This window comes from Streptomyces sp. JJ36, assembly GCF_021696945.1.
In the GTDB taxonomy this organism is placed as follows: domain Bacteria; phylum Actinomycetota; class Actinomycetes; order Streptomycetales; family Streptomycetaceae; genus Streptomyces.
The window spans coordinates 16,492-33,765 of the sequence record NZ_JACYHE010000007.1; the positions used below are offsets into that span (position 1 = coordinate 16,492).

The window sequence follows — 17,274 nt, forward strand, 5'->3', positions numbered from 1 at the left end:
GCGGCCTTGCGGACGAGCGCGACCACGTCCGGCTCGGCGGCCACCCCGGGGGCGAGGAGATTCACGTCCCGTGCGGGTCCGGCGAGGCCGGCGCGGGGCAGGTCGAACTCTGCCAGTCACCAAGTCGTCCGATGAGCCAGACGAACGGCTGTGTATGGCCGGTGAGCACGCAGGTGCCCGCGATCACGCTCTCCAGCAGGCTCTCCACGTTCCGTGAGCACAGCGCGGCTGCTGCCGCATCGTCGACCAGGCGAAGGGAACAGGCAGGCGTCGCGGCGGTGCTGCCGGGTTCCCGGGTGACCCCGTGTTCGTTGATCCGGATGACAAGATCCCCTTGCCCTCCTGGCGGTGCGATCGTGACCGTGAGATGTGGCGCCGGTGCGGGAAGCTCGGCCACGACGGATTCCAGATGGGTGGTGAACGCGTCGGCCCAGTCCGCCACGTCGGGTCGTGTGGACTCCTCGTCCCTTTCCTCTCGCAGGTCCATATCGTCGTGCGACGTGGGAACTGCCGCGGCTTCCGCATCGGCGTCGATCAGGGCCTGCAGCGTCGCGTCGACGTCGGCTCGGGTGTGGGACGCCGAGCAGATGAACCTCAGGCGGCCTCGCCGGCGCTCGACGATCGGGTAGGTCACGGCAGCGGCATGGACGCCCCGCCGGAAGAGCCCTCGGGCTATCGCGTGCAGCTTCTCGCCGTCGGAGAAGAAGGGAGTGATGATCAACCCGTCCCCGGTGCCGAGTTCGTAGCCGGCGTCCGAGAAACGCTTCCGCATGTAGTGCGCGGTATCCCACAGCCTGGCCCGCAGCGCGTCGCCCGCAGCGACCCTGCGCAAGGCGGCGAGGGCCGCCGCCACGTCGGCAGGTGAGATGTTCGCCTGGAAGACGTACGACCTCGCCGACGCCCTCAGCAAGGCGATGTGCTCCTCCCGGGCGGCGACCACACCGCCGATGCTCCCGAGGGCCTTGCTCAGGGTCGTGAGGACGAAGTCGACGTGCTCGGTGACGCCTTCCGCGGCGCACAGTCCGGCTCCCCGCACTCCGTAGAGCCCGAACGAGTGGGCCTCGTCCACCAGGACGAGCGCGCCGGACTCCTTCGCGGCGGAGACGATCTCCCGCAGCGGCGCCGCCCCCTCACCCATGCTGTACACACTCTCGAGCACCACCAGCGTCGTTCGGTAGGGCGAGGACTCCGCGGTGAGGACCGCCCGCAGGTCTGCCGCGTCGTTGTGCCGGAAGGTCCGCACCCTCGCGCCGCTCAGGCGGGCCCCGTCCACCAGGGAGGCGTGGCAGAGCTGGTCCATGACCACGACGTCCTGGTCGCCCACGATTCCGGCGACGGCTCCGAGGCTCGCGGTGAACCCGGTGGGGAACAGGCAGGCGGCCGGCTTGCCCACCATGGCGGCGAATTCCTGTTCGAAATCCGTGTGGAGGCCGGTCTGCCCCGAGCCCGCCGCTGATATACCCATCCCGGTACCGAACCGGCCCAGCGCGCTGCGTGCCTCCTCGATCACTCCCTCGTCGCGGTTGAGCCCGAGGTAGAGGTTGGTGGTCCAGATGAGCGCCTCATGCTCCTCGCCCGTACCCGGGTCGGCGACGACACCCCGCTCGGCGCTTCCGGTGCGGACGACCTTTCCGTACGGGTCCAGCCCCGAGCGCGCCAGGAGGCCCCGGAAATGCCGGACGAGCGCGCCCCGGTCGGTCGCAGACCAGGCCGGCGCCTTGGCGGCGAAGGCCGGCGGGTGCCCGGACCGGACCTGGTCCTGGAACACCTCGAGCCGGTCCGCGGCCCCGACGCCCTGCGGGCGCCCGCGCGCCTCGCCGCCGGGCGCACGGCCCAGCACCGCCGGCAGCCCGTCGACGGCCTCCTCGGGAGTCATCTGCTCCACCAGGGTGGACGCAGGCAGGTCAGTGGCCAGCCCTCGCGACAGGCGCGCCGTGAGCTCCGCGATGTCCAGCGAGTCGAACCCCAGCGCGGCCAGCGGCTCGTCCGGCCGGATCGCATCGGGGCCGGAGGCACCGATGAGCAGCGCCGCCTCCTCTCTCACCATGGCGAGCAGTACCGAGCGCCGCTGCTCGTGCGGCGAGGGCAGCGCACCGGGTCCGGTCTGCGAGGCGGCCGGGCCGTCGCCGCCCGCCTTCCCTTCGGGAGCCACCTCGTCGCCGTGGTGCGCGGGGGCGGGGAGCCGAAGCCGGTCGACCTTGCCGTTGGGCAGTTTCGGCATCGCGGCCGGCAGCATGACGTGGTGCGGGACCATGTATCTCGGCAGGCGGCCGGCCAGCCAGGAGCGCACGGTCGATGCCGTCACCGATTCCTGCCGGCGCACCGCGTACGCCGTCAGGAGGCTCTTGCCCTCGACTGTGGTGGCGACGACTGCAGCCTCGTGCACTCCGGGCATCGAGGCCAGCACGGCCTCGATCTCGTCGAGTTCGATCCGGTGGCCCCGGATCTTGACCTGCCGGTCGGCGCGGCCGAGGAACTCGAGCTCCCCTGTTTCCGTCCACCGGCACAGGTCGCCGGTCCGGTAGATCCGCTGCTCCGGGACCGGGCCGTCCGGCGCGAGGGCCGGGAAGCTCTGCCGGGTGCGCTCGTCGTCATGGAGGTACCCCCTGGCCAGCTGGTCGCCGGCGAGAGCCAGCTCTCCCGCCGTGCCCGCCGGCACCGGCTGCAGGGACTCGTCCAGCACGTACGTCCGCGCGCCCGGGACCGGGCTGCCGATGGTGATCGGCCCGCTTCCCGCTTCGGCGGCGGTGACGAACACGGTGGCCTCGGTCGGGCCGTAGACGTTCACGACCCGCGGCGCACAAGGATCAGCGTGCAACTGCTCCACCAGAGAACGGGACAGGACCTCGCCACCCAGCACCACACACCGCAACCCACCGGGCAGCCGCCCGGTCGCGAGCAGCGCCCTCATCGCGGACGGCACCATGACGGCCGTACGCACGCGGTGCGCTGCGGGCAGCTCGCGCAGGGCGAGCACGTTCTCGGACAGGACGACCGTGCCGCCGAGGAGGAGAGTCCCCAGAATCTCCATCACCGAGGGGTCGAAGCAGACCGAGGCCGCGGCCAGGACGCCCGCAAGGTCCTCGTCGCCCAGCAGCCGGCGCATCGAGGCGGCCATCGCCACCACGCTGCGGTGCTCGACCGCCACGCCCTTGGGCTTCCCGGTCGACCCCGAGGTGTAGATGACGTACGCCAGATCACCGGCCGAGCAGGCCGCCGGCGATGCCGCCGGGCGGTCCGGCACCTCGTCGAGGCGCACCCGATCGGGGGCCGCCGAGCACAGCGCCGCCGTACCGGCGTCGACGACCACCGACGCCACCCGGGAATGCTCGATCATGTAGCGCACCCGTTCGGCCGGGTAGGCCGGGTCCACGGGCACATAGGCGCAGCCTGCCCGCAGTACTCCCAGCAGGGTTGCGACCAGCTCCCACGTCCGGCCGAGGCACACGCCGACGAGCGCCCCCGGCGCCACGCCCCGCGCTGCCAGCTCCCCGGCGATCGCCTCCGCCCGGGCCCGCAGCCGCTCGTAGTCGATGTTGACCGTCCCGTCCACGACGGCGATCCGACTCCCCTGGTGCGCCGCCCGGGCCTCGAACAGCTCCCAGACGGTCTCGTCCGGACCACCGCCCGCAGCGGGTACGCGCGCGTCCCTGCGGGCCGGGGCGCTCCCGCGGGCGGCCTCGTGGTCGGCGTGATGCATCTTCTGCCCCCGATGACTGGATATCGATTTCTAGGGATGGGCTGCGCGCATGCGGCGAGGGAGTCCAACGTTCGGTTGTGACCCCGGACTTGGACTCCCTCGCGACCGCACTCTACGTGAAGACCGACGACCTGCTGAAGGATTCGCCGCGGTTGTCTCCGTACCGGCCGGAGGTGGGCATCGCACCCGCAGCTCAGCGATGCGGAGCTGGTGACGCTGCACGGAACCTCCTCACCGACCTCATCGTCGAGCAAACGTGCGATTCGAGCCCCCTCGCTCTGTGAGGTTGCCGAACGCCGCCCCCGGCGCCGACCGCAGTGCCTCACGGTGATCACTCCCACGGTCCCATCCGGGGCGAGGCCCGGTTCATCGGTGAACTGCGGATCTCTGTTCGCCGGACAGCTACTGTCTGAGATGCTGAGATACACCCGTTGCCACATTGGACGGACAGATAGGGAGTACGTGCGTGCCGCGCGTCACAGAACAGAGTGCCGACAGGCGAACGGCTTCCCGTGCCAATGAGCGGGCCGCGACTCCCGAAGCGGGGCAGCTGGTCCGGGTCCGAGGGCAGCTCTGGGTAGTAAGTCAGGTCTCCCCGGCGTCCGACGGCAGCGGGTCGACACTGGTAGAGCTGCAGAGCGTGCTTGGTCGCTACGGGGAGTCGCTCTCGGTGATCTGGGAGGTCGAGCCCCGCCGCGAGGTGCTGCCGCAGAGTTCGCTGCCGCAGGTGGGGCCGGGAACCTTCGACTCCCCGCAGCGGTTGGCGGCGTTCCTGGACGCAGTTCGCTGGTCGGCGGTGACGTCAGCGAAGACCAAGATGCTCCAGGCGCCCTTCCGCTCCGGTGTGGCAGTGGAGAACTACCAGCTTGAGCCGGTGGCCCGTGCCGTCGACGCTCCCCGCGTGAACCTGCTGCTCGCGGACGATGTCGGTCTGGGCAAGACCGTGGAGGCGGGGCTGGTGGCGCAGGAGCTGCTGCTGCGCCATCGGGCGCGGCGCGTGCTCATCGTCTGCCCGGCGGGACTCACGCTGAAGTGGCGCGACGAGATGGCTGAGAAGTTCGGCCTTGACTTCACGATCGTTGACTCCGCACAGGTGACGCGGCTCCGCAGGACGCACGGCAGCGGCGCGAACCCGTTCGAGGTGTACCCGCTGGCCATCGTCAGCCTCCCCTGGCTGCGCGGGGCGAAGGCGCAGCGGCTGCTGGACGAGGTGCTGCCCCCGGACGGTCCGACCTACCCCCGAGCTTTCGACCTGCTGATCCTGGACGAGTCCCATCACGTGGCTCCCGCCGCACCGAAGCAGTTCTACGCGGTGGACTCTCAGCAGACCCGGCTGATCCGCAGGCTCGCCCCGCACTTCGAGCACCGGCTGTTTCTGTCCGCGACCCCGCACAACGGCTACCAGGCGTCGTTCACCGCGCTGTTGGAGTTGATCGACAACCAGCGCTTCGCCCGCGGTATGGACCCTGACGAGAAGGCCCAGGAGGAGGTGGTGGTCCGGCGCCTGAAGGACGACATCGTCGACATTATCGACGGCGAACCCGTGCGCCGCTTCCCCAAGCGGAAGACCATCCCCCTACCCGTGGAGTATCCGGCCAGCGAACGCGAGGTCCACGCGCTGCTGACCGAGTACGCGGCGCTGCGACGCAAGCGCATCGCCCCCGCACGACGCGGTGGCCGCAAGGCGGCCAACCTGGTGACTCTGCTGCTGAAGAAGCGCCTGTTCTCTTCCCCTCGGGCGTTCAAGAACACAGTTACGGCCTATCTGGAGTCCGCACGGGAACAGGCGGCACGGGCGGAGGAGGCCGCCCCGGCCGAGGTTCCCCTCTGGCTGGAGGAATTCCAGGAGGACATCGCGGACTTCGACGACGACCAGCTGGCGGAGGCAGAGGACGACGCCCTCAACCGGGCGAGCCGAATCCAGCCGGCCGGAGCGCCGGATGAGCTCGCGCTCCTGGAACGCATGGCCGAGTGGGGTATCGCGCACGACGCCAACCCAGACGCGAAGGCGCGCGAGCTGATCACGTTTCTCAAGGCCGTGTGCCGGACCTCGGACGGCAGGTTCTGGACCAACGAGCGGGTCATCGTCTTCACCGAGTACCGGGACACCCAGGACTGGCTGGTGCAGATACTCACCCAGGAGGGGCTGGCGGGCGACCGGCTCGCCACCCTGCACGGCGGAATGAGCCCGCAGGAGCGAGAGGACCTCCGCCTGGCCTTCCAGACCGATCCGGCGGAGGAACGACTGGGAGTACCCGCGGCGAAGGTGCGCATTCTGCTGGCCACCGACGCGGCCAGCGAGGGCATCGACTTGCAGGCGCACTGCCATCGTCTGATCAACTTCGATATCCCCTTCAACCCCAACAAGCTGGAGCAGCGGATCGGACGTATCGACCGCTACGGGCAGCGCCACGCACCGGAAATCTGCCACTTCGTGGGCGTCGGCTGGGAGAAGTCGACCGACACCTACGAGGCCGACCTGGAGTTCCTCTCCCGCATCGCCCGCAAGGTCGGGCAGATGGAGGAAGACCTCGGCTCGGTGAACGCCGTCCTCGCCGACGCGGTCCAGCGCCGACTCGTCGGCGACATCAGCGACTACGACGTGGAGCGTGCTTCAGTCCCGACCGACCGGCGACGGCGCAGCGGCGGCAAGGTGCCCGCCGAGCGGAAGGTCACCGAGCAAGTCCGGCGGCTGCGGCGGGAACTGGACGAGACCAGGAAGGCCCTGGGCCTCATCCCCGAGTCGGTCGAGCGCGTGGTGTCCACGGCCCTGGCTCTCGATGGTCAGCAGCCACTGCGTCCGGCAGAGGGCGACTTGCTGCACGACGGTGAGCTCTTCGACGTTGGCACGCTGACCGATACCTGGGTCCACACGGTCAAGGACCTGGCCGACCCGGTGACCGGCGCCCTGCGTCCCATCACCTTCGATCCCGAGCAGGCACGGGGCCGCCGCGGCGTGGTGCTCGCCCACCTGGCGCACCCGTTGGTGGCACAGTCCACCCGGCTGCTGAAGAAGGCGATCTGGAGCAGTGCCGGCACCAGTGCGGGCTCTTCGGACCTTCACCGGGTGACGGCGGTCGTCAGTGACGACCCGGCCCTGGAGTCCGTACTCGTCGGCGCCTTCGCGCAGTACGTGCTCATCGGCGGGGACGGCGTACGACTGCACGAAGAGGTCCTTCACGCCGGCGGATGGGTCCGTGACACCGCCCGCCCCTTCGTACGCCTGGAAAACCTCAGCACGCTCGAATCCGTTCTGAGTCGCGCCCTCGCCGATGGCACCGAGGCCGCCCCCTCCGTACGCGAACGCCTCGTCGGCAACTGGCCCAAGGTCAGCGAGGGACTGTTGTCCGCGCTGGAATGGCGCAAGCGAAACCGACTGAGCACTCTGGAACGTGAGCTGCGGGAGCGGCGCGAGTCCGAGCAAGGACGGATCACCGCCAACCTCGACCAGTTCGCCGCGTCCCTACGCGCGGCGCTCGCCGAAGAAGAAGGAGACACGCTCTTCTCCACCACCGAACTCAAGGTGGCCCGCGAGCTGAAGCAGTGGCAGGAGGACCGGAAGGCGTGGGAGACCCGCCTCACACAGCTGGGCGCCGAGCGTGACCAGGAGCTGGCACACGTCGCCCGCCGGTACCAGAACATGCAGGACTACCTCTTCCCCGTCGCCGTCGTGTTCGTCATCCCGAAGCGGGAGGCCATCCGTTGAGCACCAGCAGCAAGCCGCGCGGCAGGCGTCCGGTACAGCGCAAGGGGCCGCCGCCAGTCGACCCTCGACGGCACCACCTGAGCTGGCTCGAACTGGTCGACGTCTCCGGGCCGTTCCTTACTCTGCCCGTGCTACTAGAACACTGGGATCCGGGCCTCGACGCCCTGGAACGCCCAGCACGGCAGTCCCTGCGTGATGCCCACGAACAGTGGCAGCAGGCCGGAGCCCCCGGGCAAGGCGAGTGGATCACCTTCGTACTGCGGGAACTGCTGGAATGGCAGGACGCCCTGCGCATCGCCGACGGCGACGACCCCTTCGCCACGGACAACGCGGAACTGGACAAGCTGGCACTGGACGTCCCCCAGCACGAAACCCAGATCCGCCCCGACTTCGCACTGATCGAGCCCGGCACCAACAAGGCGGCGCTCCTCGGCCTGACCCTGCCCAACGGCACCGACCCCACCCGGCGCCTCAAGGGCTCGGCCTGGTCGGCGACTCCCGTGGACCGCCTCGCCCAGCTCTGCCGACACCACGGCGTGGAACTCGGCCTTGCCACCGACGGCCGCTGGTGGTCCCTGACCTGGGCCCCACGCCAGGGCGTCACCAGCACGGCCGTCTTCGACGCGATGAGCTGGCCCGAGCAGGCCGACCGCGACGTCGTACGAGCGTTCCGTTCCCTGCTGCGCCGAAGCCGCTTTTTCTCCGTCCCCGAGGACGAGCGACTCCCCGCCCTCATGGCCAAGAGCCTCAGGAAGGGCGCCGACCTCACCGAGGGGCTGGGACGACAGGTCCGCCAGGCCGTCGAGATGCTCGTTGACGCGATCGGCCGTGCCAACCCCGCCATCGATGCCCAGGACGCCTACCGCGGCGCCGTCGCGGTCATGATGCGCATCGTCTTCCTCTTCTACGCGGAGGAACGGGAGCTCCTTCCCGCGAGCAACCCGATATACGCCCTCTCCTACTCCGCCAGCGGATTGCGCAAGGAGCTCAAGGACCAGGCCGACCAGACCAGCGAGATCGAACTCGGGCACAGCAGCGCCGCCTGGCACCGCCTGATCGCCCTGTTCCACGCCGTCTACGGAGGCATCGACCACCCGGAACTGCCCCTCCCCTCCTACGACGGCTCGCTCTTCTCCCCGGACGCCTACTCGTGGCTGGACGAGCTGAGCATCGACGACCGCACGGTGCTCCACATGCTCACCGCTGTCCAGGTCGTCGAACTGGGCACCGGCGCGAACAAGGAACTGCGACAGCTCAGCTTCCGCACCCTCGACGTCGAGCAGATCGGCTACGTCTACGAGGGCCTGCTCGCCTACGAGGGCACCAGAGCCACCGAAACCGTCCTCGGCCTGAGAGGAAAGGCTGGAGACGAAGACGAGGTGGGGCTATCCGAGCTCGATGAGCTCGCACGGCCCTTCGGCACGGGCGAATCGCGGGATACCGAGGGCCTGGCCGAGAAGCTCGCCGAGACCTACAAGGACTCCGGCATTGGCTCCGCCAGAGCCATCGCAGCACGCCTGAAGAAGCCCTTCAGCTCCGAGAAGGACCGCGAGGAATTCGTACGCCGGCTGCTCGGCGTCACGAACGGAGACCGGGAACTCGTAGAGCGGCTGCTGCCCTACGCCGGACTGATCCGCGACGACCTTCGCGGTGACCCAGTGGTCATCCTCAGCGGCATGGTCTACGTCACCGACTCCGAACAGCGGAAGAAGACTGGTACCCACTACACCCCGAGGGACCTGGCGGAGACCGTTGTCGAAGGCGCCCTGGAACCCCTGGTCTTCTCTCCCGGGCCGTTGCAGACGGCGAATCGTGACGAGTGGAAGCCGCTCGGCAGCGAGCAGCTTCTCGGCCTGAAGGTCGCGGACATCGCCATGGGCTCCGGTGCCTTCCTCGTCGGGGCCTGCCGCTACCTCGCCGAGCGCTTGGTCAAGGCGTGGGCAGAGGAGGGGGAGCCAGACGCGATCGACTTCCTGAGCGGTGAGCTGATCGCGGACGCCTCCGTGGAGACCGATGTAGCCCCGATCGTCGTCCGCGCCCGCCGGCTCGTCATCGAGCACTGCCTCTACGGAGCCGACATCAACCCCATGGCCGTGGAGATGGCCAAGCTGTCCCTCTGGCTCGTCTCCATGGACCCCCAGCGTCCCTTCACCTTCCTGGACGACCGCCTCGTCGCCGGCGACTCCCTGCTCGGTATCACGTCCTATGAGCAGCTCACGTCCATGAACATGAACCCTGAGGGGGCTGGCGAGGCGAGCGGAGACCTGTACGTCTGGGCGACGGGCGTCGCAGACCTTATGACTGAGGTCGTGAACATGCGACAACAGCTGGTCGAGATGGACGGTAAGGACCTCGAGGAACTGGGCAAGAAAAGGGAGATTCTCGCCAAGGTGCGAGAGAAGACCGCCCAAGCTGCTCTCTTTGCAGACCTTGTGACCGGGGCCGCGCTGGCGGCTCACGTCAAGGACGAGGGCATCCCCTACTACAAGTACCAGGAGCGGGAAGAAGCTAAGGAACGGAGCACGGAGCACCGCCTACTCGAAGCAGTCGAAGTCGCGACGGCAGTGGCTGAGGATGGTGCCGGACCTGGCAGCGCCACGTGGGAACGTGCACGGGAACTTGCCAATGCCTGGCTCGCGGTGGATCTACCCGAAGGTGCGCTGTGCCGTGAGCCGCTCCATTGGCCGCTCGTCTTCCCCGAGGTATTCGAAAAGGGAGGGTTTGATGCTGTAATCGGAAATCCACCCTTCCTGGGCGGGAAGAAGCTTACCGGGGCTCTTGGCACGGCATATCGTGAGTACTTGGTAGGGTCCATCGCGCGTGGAGTGCGCGGTCATGCCGATCTGGTTGCCTACATGGTTCTGCGAGCGCATGAAATACTCAACAGTGACGGGCAGGCAGGCCTCATCGCCACGAACACGCTGGCGCAAGGAGACACGGCGGAAGTTGGGCTAGATAGCCTGAATAAATCTGGGGTTGTGATCCGCCAAGCCGTCAAGAGTGAGCCTTGGCCTTCAGCATCAGCAACCTTGGAGTACTGTGCGATCTGGACTAGTCGAGAGGCGCTTGGAGTATCGGCGGAGTCTGTGCTGGACGGGCTCGTTGTTTCCGGGATCACGCCAAGGCTCGATGCGAAGTCGAGGGTCTCGGGGCCTGCTGAGCGCCTTGCCGTGAACCTCGATATTTCCTTCATTGGGTCTTATGTTCTCGGTATGGGATTCACCTTGTCTCAGCGGGAAGCTCGCGACCTCATCGAGGAGGATGCGAGAAATGCTGAAGTTATTTTCCCGTATGTTAACGGCAAGGATTTGAATCAGCGCCCTGATAGCTCAGCAAGTCGGTGGGTCATCAACTTCCATGACTGGCCTCGTGAGAGATCTGAGCAGTACTCAGTTGTGTGGTCCATTATTGAGAAAAAGGTGCGACCGGAAAGGCGGCGCAAGAAGCCGGACGGAAGCTATGTGCTGCGCAATCCTCTCCCTGAGCGCTTCTGGCAGTACGCTGACAAGCGACCTGCCCTGGTGGCTGCTATCGCTGACCTTGACCGCGTTCTTGTGATGGCCCAGGTGAGTAAGACGGTTATGCCCGTTCTCGTCCCTACTGGCCAGGTATTCTCTCATAAGGTAGTGATCTTTGCTTCGGATGACCCGGGGATGTTGGCTGTTCTTTCTGCTGCTCCCCACTACTGGTGGGCGATTAATCGTAGTGCGACAATGAAGGCTGACCTCAGCTACAGTCCTTCTGATGTGTTCTATTCATTCCCTTTTCCGCCATTCACGGCAGAGCTTCGTGGCCTCGGTGCTCGGCTTGACACCGAGCGGCGGGAGATGATGCTCGCCCGTGATGTGGGACTGACCGACACCTACAACCTGGTGCACTCTCCGGCCAACGGTGACGGCGATATCTTCAACCTCCGCGAGATCCATCGGTTGATCGATGAGGCCGCCTTCCGCGCTTACGGCTGGGACGATCTGCTCTCAGCCGGGCTGGGGCATGGTCACCACGAGACGCGCCAGGGCACGCGGTACACCATCGCTCCGGCCGTCCAACTGGAAGTTCTTGACCGCTTGCTGGAGGAGAATCACCAGCGGTACGCCGCCGAGAAGGCGGCCGGGCTGCATGAGAAGGGCGCCGGGAGGAAGGCGAAGAAGCGGGTGGCCAAGCCCGCTCCGCAGGGGGAGGGGCTGTTCGATGTCGAATGAGCCGGTGAAGGCCACGGGGGACGTCCCGGCGTGGCAGGTGCCGCAGGAGTTCGCTGAGGCGTCGTCTTACCAGGTGCGGGACAAGCTTCAGCAGGTCATCGAGGATGACCTGCTTGGTCCGTGGAACGGGTCGCTGGAGTCGTTCGCGCCGAGGGCCAGTGGTCCGGGGGACCGGTATCTGGTGGGGAAGCTGGGGCCGCGGGAAGTGGCCAAGTCGGCGGCGGACGCCTCGCTGGGAGGGCTGGACAGCGAGCTCGGCGGCGATGTGAACGGTGACGACGGGGAGCTGCCCGATCTGCTCACGCCGCAGAACGCGGGCCGGATGTGGGCTTCGTCCATGGGGCTGTCCTTCGCCGTGATTCCCGGCGTCGACAAGCTCAGCGTCACCGCGTCGTGGGGGCGGTACACAAAGTCAGAGGCGCTGGACGAGGCGGGTGTCTCCCGTCGCGTGTGGTCGCGGGAGCCGGTGTCCTTGGACAAGGAGGTCGCCCTCGACGGCGTCGCCTCCTACTGGGTGCCGTTGCAGGGGGACGGCGCCCAGCCGGAGGTGTTTCTCGCTGTCGAGGTCCGGCAGCAGGCCGGCGGTCTGCGCGTGGTGGAGCTGGCGCTGGTCAACGCGCAGGAGGAGCCGCAGAACAACAAGGACACCGCGTGGCTGTTTCAGGCGCAGCTGACCGTGGTGGCGCTGGACGGTGCGCAGGCCGTGTTCGCGCCGGTTGATGACCCGCTGGACGACATCGAGGCGCACAGCGAGGACCCCGAGGAGCAACACCTTCGGCTCCTGTACCGCAACGAGCTGCGGCACGCGAACGGTCGCAACGTCGCGGTACACGCGGAGGTGCATGACGGGGAGCGGCATGCCCACCGGCTGGAGACGCGGTGGCTGCCGTACTACGACGTGCCGGCCACCATCGCGCCGCAGGATTCGGAGCAGCTGGCCGGGCTCGTGCTGTCCATGGACGCCTTGGCGGAGTTGGAGCCCGCACAGCTGGTCACCGGTCTGAGTCCGTTGTCGTCCGGCTATGCCGCGTGGCTGGACGACCGCGAGGCTGAGATCTCGGAGCTGCCCGCGGCTCTTCGGCCCACGGCCGAGGCTGCGGTGTTCACGGCTCGGCAGATCGCTCAGCGGATCGAGGCCGGCATCGCTGTGCTGACCGGTGAGAAGAGCCCGCTCCAGGCGGACGCCCTGGCCGCTTTCCGGTTCGCCAACGAGGCGATGGCGATGCAGCGCCGACACACCCAGATCGTGGCGCTGCGTGAAGCGACCGGGCTCGGCTACGCGGAGGCTAAGGCGGCCATCGAGCAGGAGGGCGCGAAGGCGGCGAGCTGGCGACCCTTCCAGCTGGCCTTCGTCCTGCTGAATCTGGCAGCGCTGACCGACCCCGCTCACTCCGAACGACGGGCGGACCACACGGCGACGGTCGATCTGCTGTTCTTCCCCACTGGCGGCGGTAAGACCGAGGCGTACCTCGGGCTCGCGGCTTTCACCTTCGCGATCCGCCGCCTCCAGGGCGTCCAAGGCGCCGGGGCTCAGGCCCGTGACGGCCGGGCGGGCGTTGCCGTTCTGATGCGGTACACCCTTCGGCTGCTGACTGCCCAGCAGTTTCAGCGCGCGTCAACCCTGGTGTGCGCCGCCGAGGTCCTCCGGCAGCGGGATGTGAACCGCTGGGGGACCGAGCCTTTCCGGATCGGCATGTGGGTCGGGTACGGGGTCGCGCCGAACTGGTACAAGGACGCGGCGAAGCAGATCTCGGATGCCCTGGACAGTGCGACGACCAAGCGGGCGAGTGTGCTGCAGACCAAGCTGTGCCCGTGGTGCGGTTCCCGGATCGAGGTGTCGGCCAAGACCACGGACGGCGAGCGGCGGCGCATCCTCCTGTACTGCGCGAACAGCGAGGGCGCGCAGGCGTGCCGCTTCTCGTATGTGAAGGCGAAGGGCGAGGGGCTGCCGATCCTCACGGTGGATGAGGAGATCTACCGGCTGCTGCCTGCTCTGGTGATCGCCACGGTCGACAAGATGGCGCAGCTCCCCTGGCAGGGTTATGCCGGGATGTTGTTCGGGCGGGTGAGCCGCCGCTGCGCGCGGCACGGTTACTGGCATCCGGACCTGGGCCGGCGGATCGAGTGCACTGGCAAGCACCCGAAGAAGGGCGCCCAGCCCGGTACCAAGGAGCTTGAACCGGTCTCGCGGCTTCGGCCGCCGGACCTCATCATCCAGGATGAACTGCACCTGATCTCTGGGGCACTGGGGACCACGGTCGGCCTGTTCGAGTCGGCCGTGGATGAGCTGTGCACCTGGGAGACCGTCCAGGAGGACGGGACCGTGGTAGCCACTGGGCCGAAAATCGTGGCGTCCACGGCGACGACGAAGCGCGCGGCGCAGCAGGTACGTGGTGTGTTCGGCCGCGGTCTGGCGATCTTCCCGCCGCAGGTGCTGGAGGTCGGGGACACCTTCTTCTCCCGGCAGGTGCCGGTGACCGAGAGGACACCGGGTCGCCGTTACTTCGGTGTGTGTGCGCACGGCGTCCGTATGAAGTCCGCGGAGATCCGGATCGCGGAGATCCTGCTGCTGGCCGGGCAGACCCTCTTCGACGAGCACGGCCGCGACGCGGACCCGTATATGACGCTGGTCGGCTACTTCAACGCCACCCGTGAACTCGCCGGTATGCGCCGCTTCCTGGACGACGATGTGACGACCAGAGTGCGCCGTAACGGGCATCGCCGAGTGCGGGACGCCGGGGCGCTGTCCGACCGACTGGCGAGCACAGGAATGCTCACCGTCCAGGAGCTGACCTCCCGGATCTCCTCGGCGGACATCACCGAGGTCCTCAAGCAGCTGGAGAACTCCTTCGACCCGGAGCTGCGCACCTCCGCGCGCCGGGCCGCGATCGCCGCTGAGCTGAGGGCAGCGAAGAAGGAGAAGCGGGCGCCGGTCGTTCCCGAGCTGGACTTCGAGCGCCAGCCGGTCGACGTCGTACTGGCCACCTCGATGCTGCAGGTCGGTGTGGATGTCTCCCGCTTCGGCCTGATGATGGTCACCGGGCAGCCGAAGAACACCGCGGAGTACATCCAGGCGTCGTCCCGCGTGGGCCGTGACGCCGCGCGCCCTGGTCTCGTGGTCACCCTCTACAACTGGACCCGGCCGCGCGACCTCGCGCACTACGAGGACTTCGAGCACTACCACGCGACGTTCTACCGGCAGGTCGAGGCGCTCTCGGTCACGCCCTACTCCCGCCGGTCACTCGACCGCGGTACCGCCGCCGCGTTCATCGCCGCGCTGCGCAACGCCGAGGAGGCCCACTCCGCCAACCGGGCGGCCTACGACGTCGGCATGGACTCGCCCGCAGCAGAGCGGATCACCGAGCGCTTCCTCCAGCGGGCCTTCCACGGCGGCGGTGGCGAACGCGGCCAGGGCTACCTTGCTGAACGCCTCGCCGTGGTCAAGGAGCGTTGGGAACAGGCGAAGGGCACCTCCGCCCGGCTGGGTTACCAGGCCCGCAGCGAGAACAAGCAGCAGATGGCAGGGCTGCTCCAGTCCGCGGGCAACGGAGCCTGGACCGACCTCACCGTCCCCATGTCGATGCGCGAGACGGAGAACGAGATCAACCTCCTGGTGCCCGGCAGCATCAGCACCCTGACCCAGGCACCCTACGGCGCACCCCCATGGACCGCAGGGGCACAGGAGTCACCACCCGACAGCGATACCGAGACCAGCGACGACAACGGCGACGAACACGGAGGTACCGAGTGATCGCGCCGACCTCCCCGAGCCACCGCCGCCGCGTCGGCTCCGTGCGGCCCAGCCACCTGATGTTCACCGCCGGCGTCGGCTCCCTCGTGGACCTGCCGAACTTCGCCGTCCTGGTACGGGGGCTGGACGACTGGTCCTACGACAACATCGAGTGGGAACCCCTCGCCGAGCCCCGGCTCCTCGAAGCCGTCCGCCGCACCACCCGCAACCACAACGTCACGCAGCTCCGGCCCGCACCATGGATGGACGGCCTGGACACCGACCCGAACGGGCCGGCCGCCCGCGTCGGCGTACCGACAGTGCCCTTCCCGGCGTGGCTGCGTTGCACGGCCTGCAACACACTGGCCGCTCTCGACACCACCTGGTGGACGTTCGAGAACGCCCAGCCCCGGCGGCCGGACCTGGCCCGCTTCTTCCACACCTCCTGCCCGTCGAAGCGCAAGAAGCCGCTCGCCGTCACCGCCCGCTTCCTGCTGGCGTGCACCGACGGGCACCTCGACGAGTTCCCCTACCAGTGGTTCGTTCACCAAGGCGCACCCTGCGCTGAGACGACGCACCCGACACTGCGGATGGAGGACCACGGAGGCAACCAGGGCGCCAACGTCAGCATCCAGTGCACCAACTGCCACGCGACCCGGAACATGAACCAGGCCACGGGTGAACGGGGACTCGCCGAACTCCCGCGCTGCCGGGGCCGGCACCCGCACCTGGGCACCTTCGCCGCCACGGGCTGCAAGGAGCAGCCACGGCTGGTCGTCGTCGGCGCGTCCAACCAGTGGTTCGCCCGGACACTCACCGCCCTCGCCGTCCCAGCGACCGGCCAGAGCGCGCTGGCAGCCAAGGTGGAGCAGCTCTGGGACAAGCTCCAGAAGATCAAGAACCCCGACCACCTGGACCTGCTCTGGGACGAGTCGGCCTACATCACCCTGCACCAGTGGGAGCAGGCCGAGGTCTACGAAGCGATCGCGGTCCACCGCGCCGAGCTGGAAGCAACCGACAACGGAGGCAGCCCGCAACAGCCAACCGCGATCGACCTGCTGACCCCGGAGTGGGAGATCTTCACCACGCCGAATCCCCCTGACTCCACCGCCGACTTCACGCTCCGCCGGGACGCGAAGGGCGTGCCGGAGACACTGTCCGGCATCTTCTCCGACATCGCCCAGGTCGAGCGGCTGCGCGAGGTGCGCGCGCTCACCGGCTTCACACGCCTGGACGCCCCCGACCCCGATGAGCCGGACCTGGTCAGCCTCGTGGAGCTCGCCCGCGACACGCCCACCTGGGTTCCGGCCAGCGAAGTGCGAGGCGAAGGCATCTTCCTGCGGGTCTCCGAACCCCTCCTCGCCGACTGGCACGAGCACGTCGCGAACTCGGAACCTGCCTTGGCACACCAGACCGCCTACAAGTACTTCCGCCACCGGCGCTATTCGGACCGCATCAAGCGCGACGACTTCGACCTCATGGCCGGCTGGCCGGGCCTGCGCTACATCGCCCTCCACACGCTGTCCCACCTGCTGATCCGCACCATCGCCCTGGAATGTGGGTACGGCTCGGCCAGCCTCTCGGAGCGCATCTACGCCGGCACCGACGAAGACCCGCGCTCGGGCATCCTCATCTACACCGCCGTTCCGGACGCGGAAGGCACCCTGGGCGGCCTCGTCGCCCTCGCCGAGGCCCACTCCTGGGAGCGGATCGTCCGCCGCGCCTGGAAGGACGCCCTGCGCTGCTCCTCCGATCCGCTCTGCGCCGAGCGGCTGCCCCACCACGGAGCCGACTTCCTTCACGGGGCCGCCTGCCACGCCTGCATGTTCGTCTCCGAGACCACCTGCGAGCGCGGCAACCGCTTCCTCGACCGCCGCTTCATCGTCCCCATCGGAGACGACCACAAGCTGGCCCTGATCCCAGGAATCGGCTGACC

Annotated in this window: 5 protein-coding genes and 1 pseudogene; 5 read left to right on the top strand and 1 reads right to left on the bottom strand. The window is 68.3% G+C overall.

Going from position 1 to position 17,274, the window contains the following annotated elements; translation table 11 throughout:
- Window positions 1–61 precede the first annotated feature (61 nt).
- Entirely contained in the window at window positions 62–3,700 is a 3,639-nt protein-coding gene (locus HOY81_RS04495; RefSeq protein WP_237318366.1) for an amino acid adenylation domain-containing protein, read from the bottom strand.
- A 77-nt stretch (window positions 3,701–3,777) separates the two neighbouring features.
- Between HOY81_RS04495 and HOY81_RS27650 the strand changes: the two are divergent.
- From HOY81_RS27650 to HOY81_RS04520, 5 genes and pseudogenes are all read left to right on the top strand, one after another.
- Window positions 3,778–3,919, top strand: a pseudogene (locus HOY81_RS27650) (IS982 family transposase); the annotation flags it as partial.
- A gap of 247 nt (window positions 3,920–4,166) precedes the next feature.
- Window positions 4,167–7,406: a DISARM system SNF2-like helicase DrmD gene (gene drmD, locus HOY81_RS04505; protein WP_308340951.1), complete on the top strand. Its 3,240-nt coding sequence runs from the start codon at window positions 4,167–4,169 to the stop codon at window positions 7,404–7,406.
- The gene (locus HOY81_RS04510; RefSeq protein WP_237318368.1) at window positions 7,403–11,608 is read left to right on the top strand and encodes a DNA methyltransferase; all 4,206 of its coding nucleotides are present in this window, start codon (window positions 7,403–7,405) and stop codon (window positions 11,606–11,608) included. The genes drmD and HOY81_RS04510 overlap by 4 nt, the downstream gene beginning before the upstream one ends.
- Window positions 11,598–15,359, top strand: coding sequence for a DISARM system helicase DrmA (drmA, locus tag HOY81_RS04515; protein WP_237318371.1), 3,762 nt, complete (start codon window positions 11,598–11,600; stop codon window positions 15,357–15,359). Before HOY81_RS04510 ends, drmA begins: the two co-directional genes overlap by 11 nt.
- Window positions 15,356–17,272: a DUF1998 domain-containing protein gene (locus HOY81_RS04520; protein WP_308340952.1), complete on the top strand. Its 1,917-nt coding sequence runs from the start codon at window positions 15,356–15,358 to the stop codon at window positions 17,270–17,272. The genes drmA and HOY81_RS04520 overlap by 4 nt, the downstream gene beginning before the upstream one ends.
- The last annotated feature ends 2 nt before the right edge of the window (window positions 17,273–17,274 follow it).

Excerpts from the sequence above, each read along its gene's own strand:
- HOY81_RS04495 (WP_237318366.1), bottom strand. The coding sequence starts at position 3,700 with ATGCATCACGCCGACCACGAGGCCGCCCGCGGGAGCGCCCCGGCCCGC.
- drmA (WP_237318371.1), top strand. The coding sequence starts at position 11,598 with ATGTCGAATGAGCCGGTGAAGGCCACGGGGGACGTCCCGGCGTGGCAG.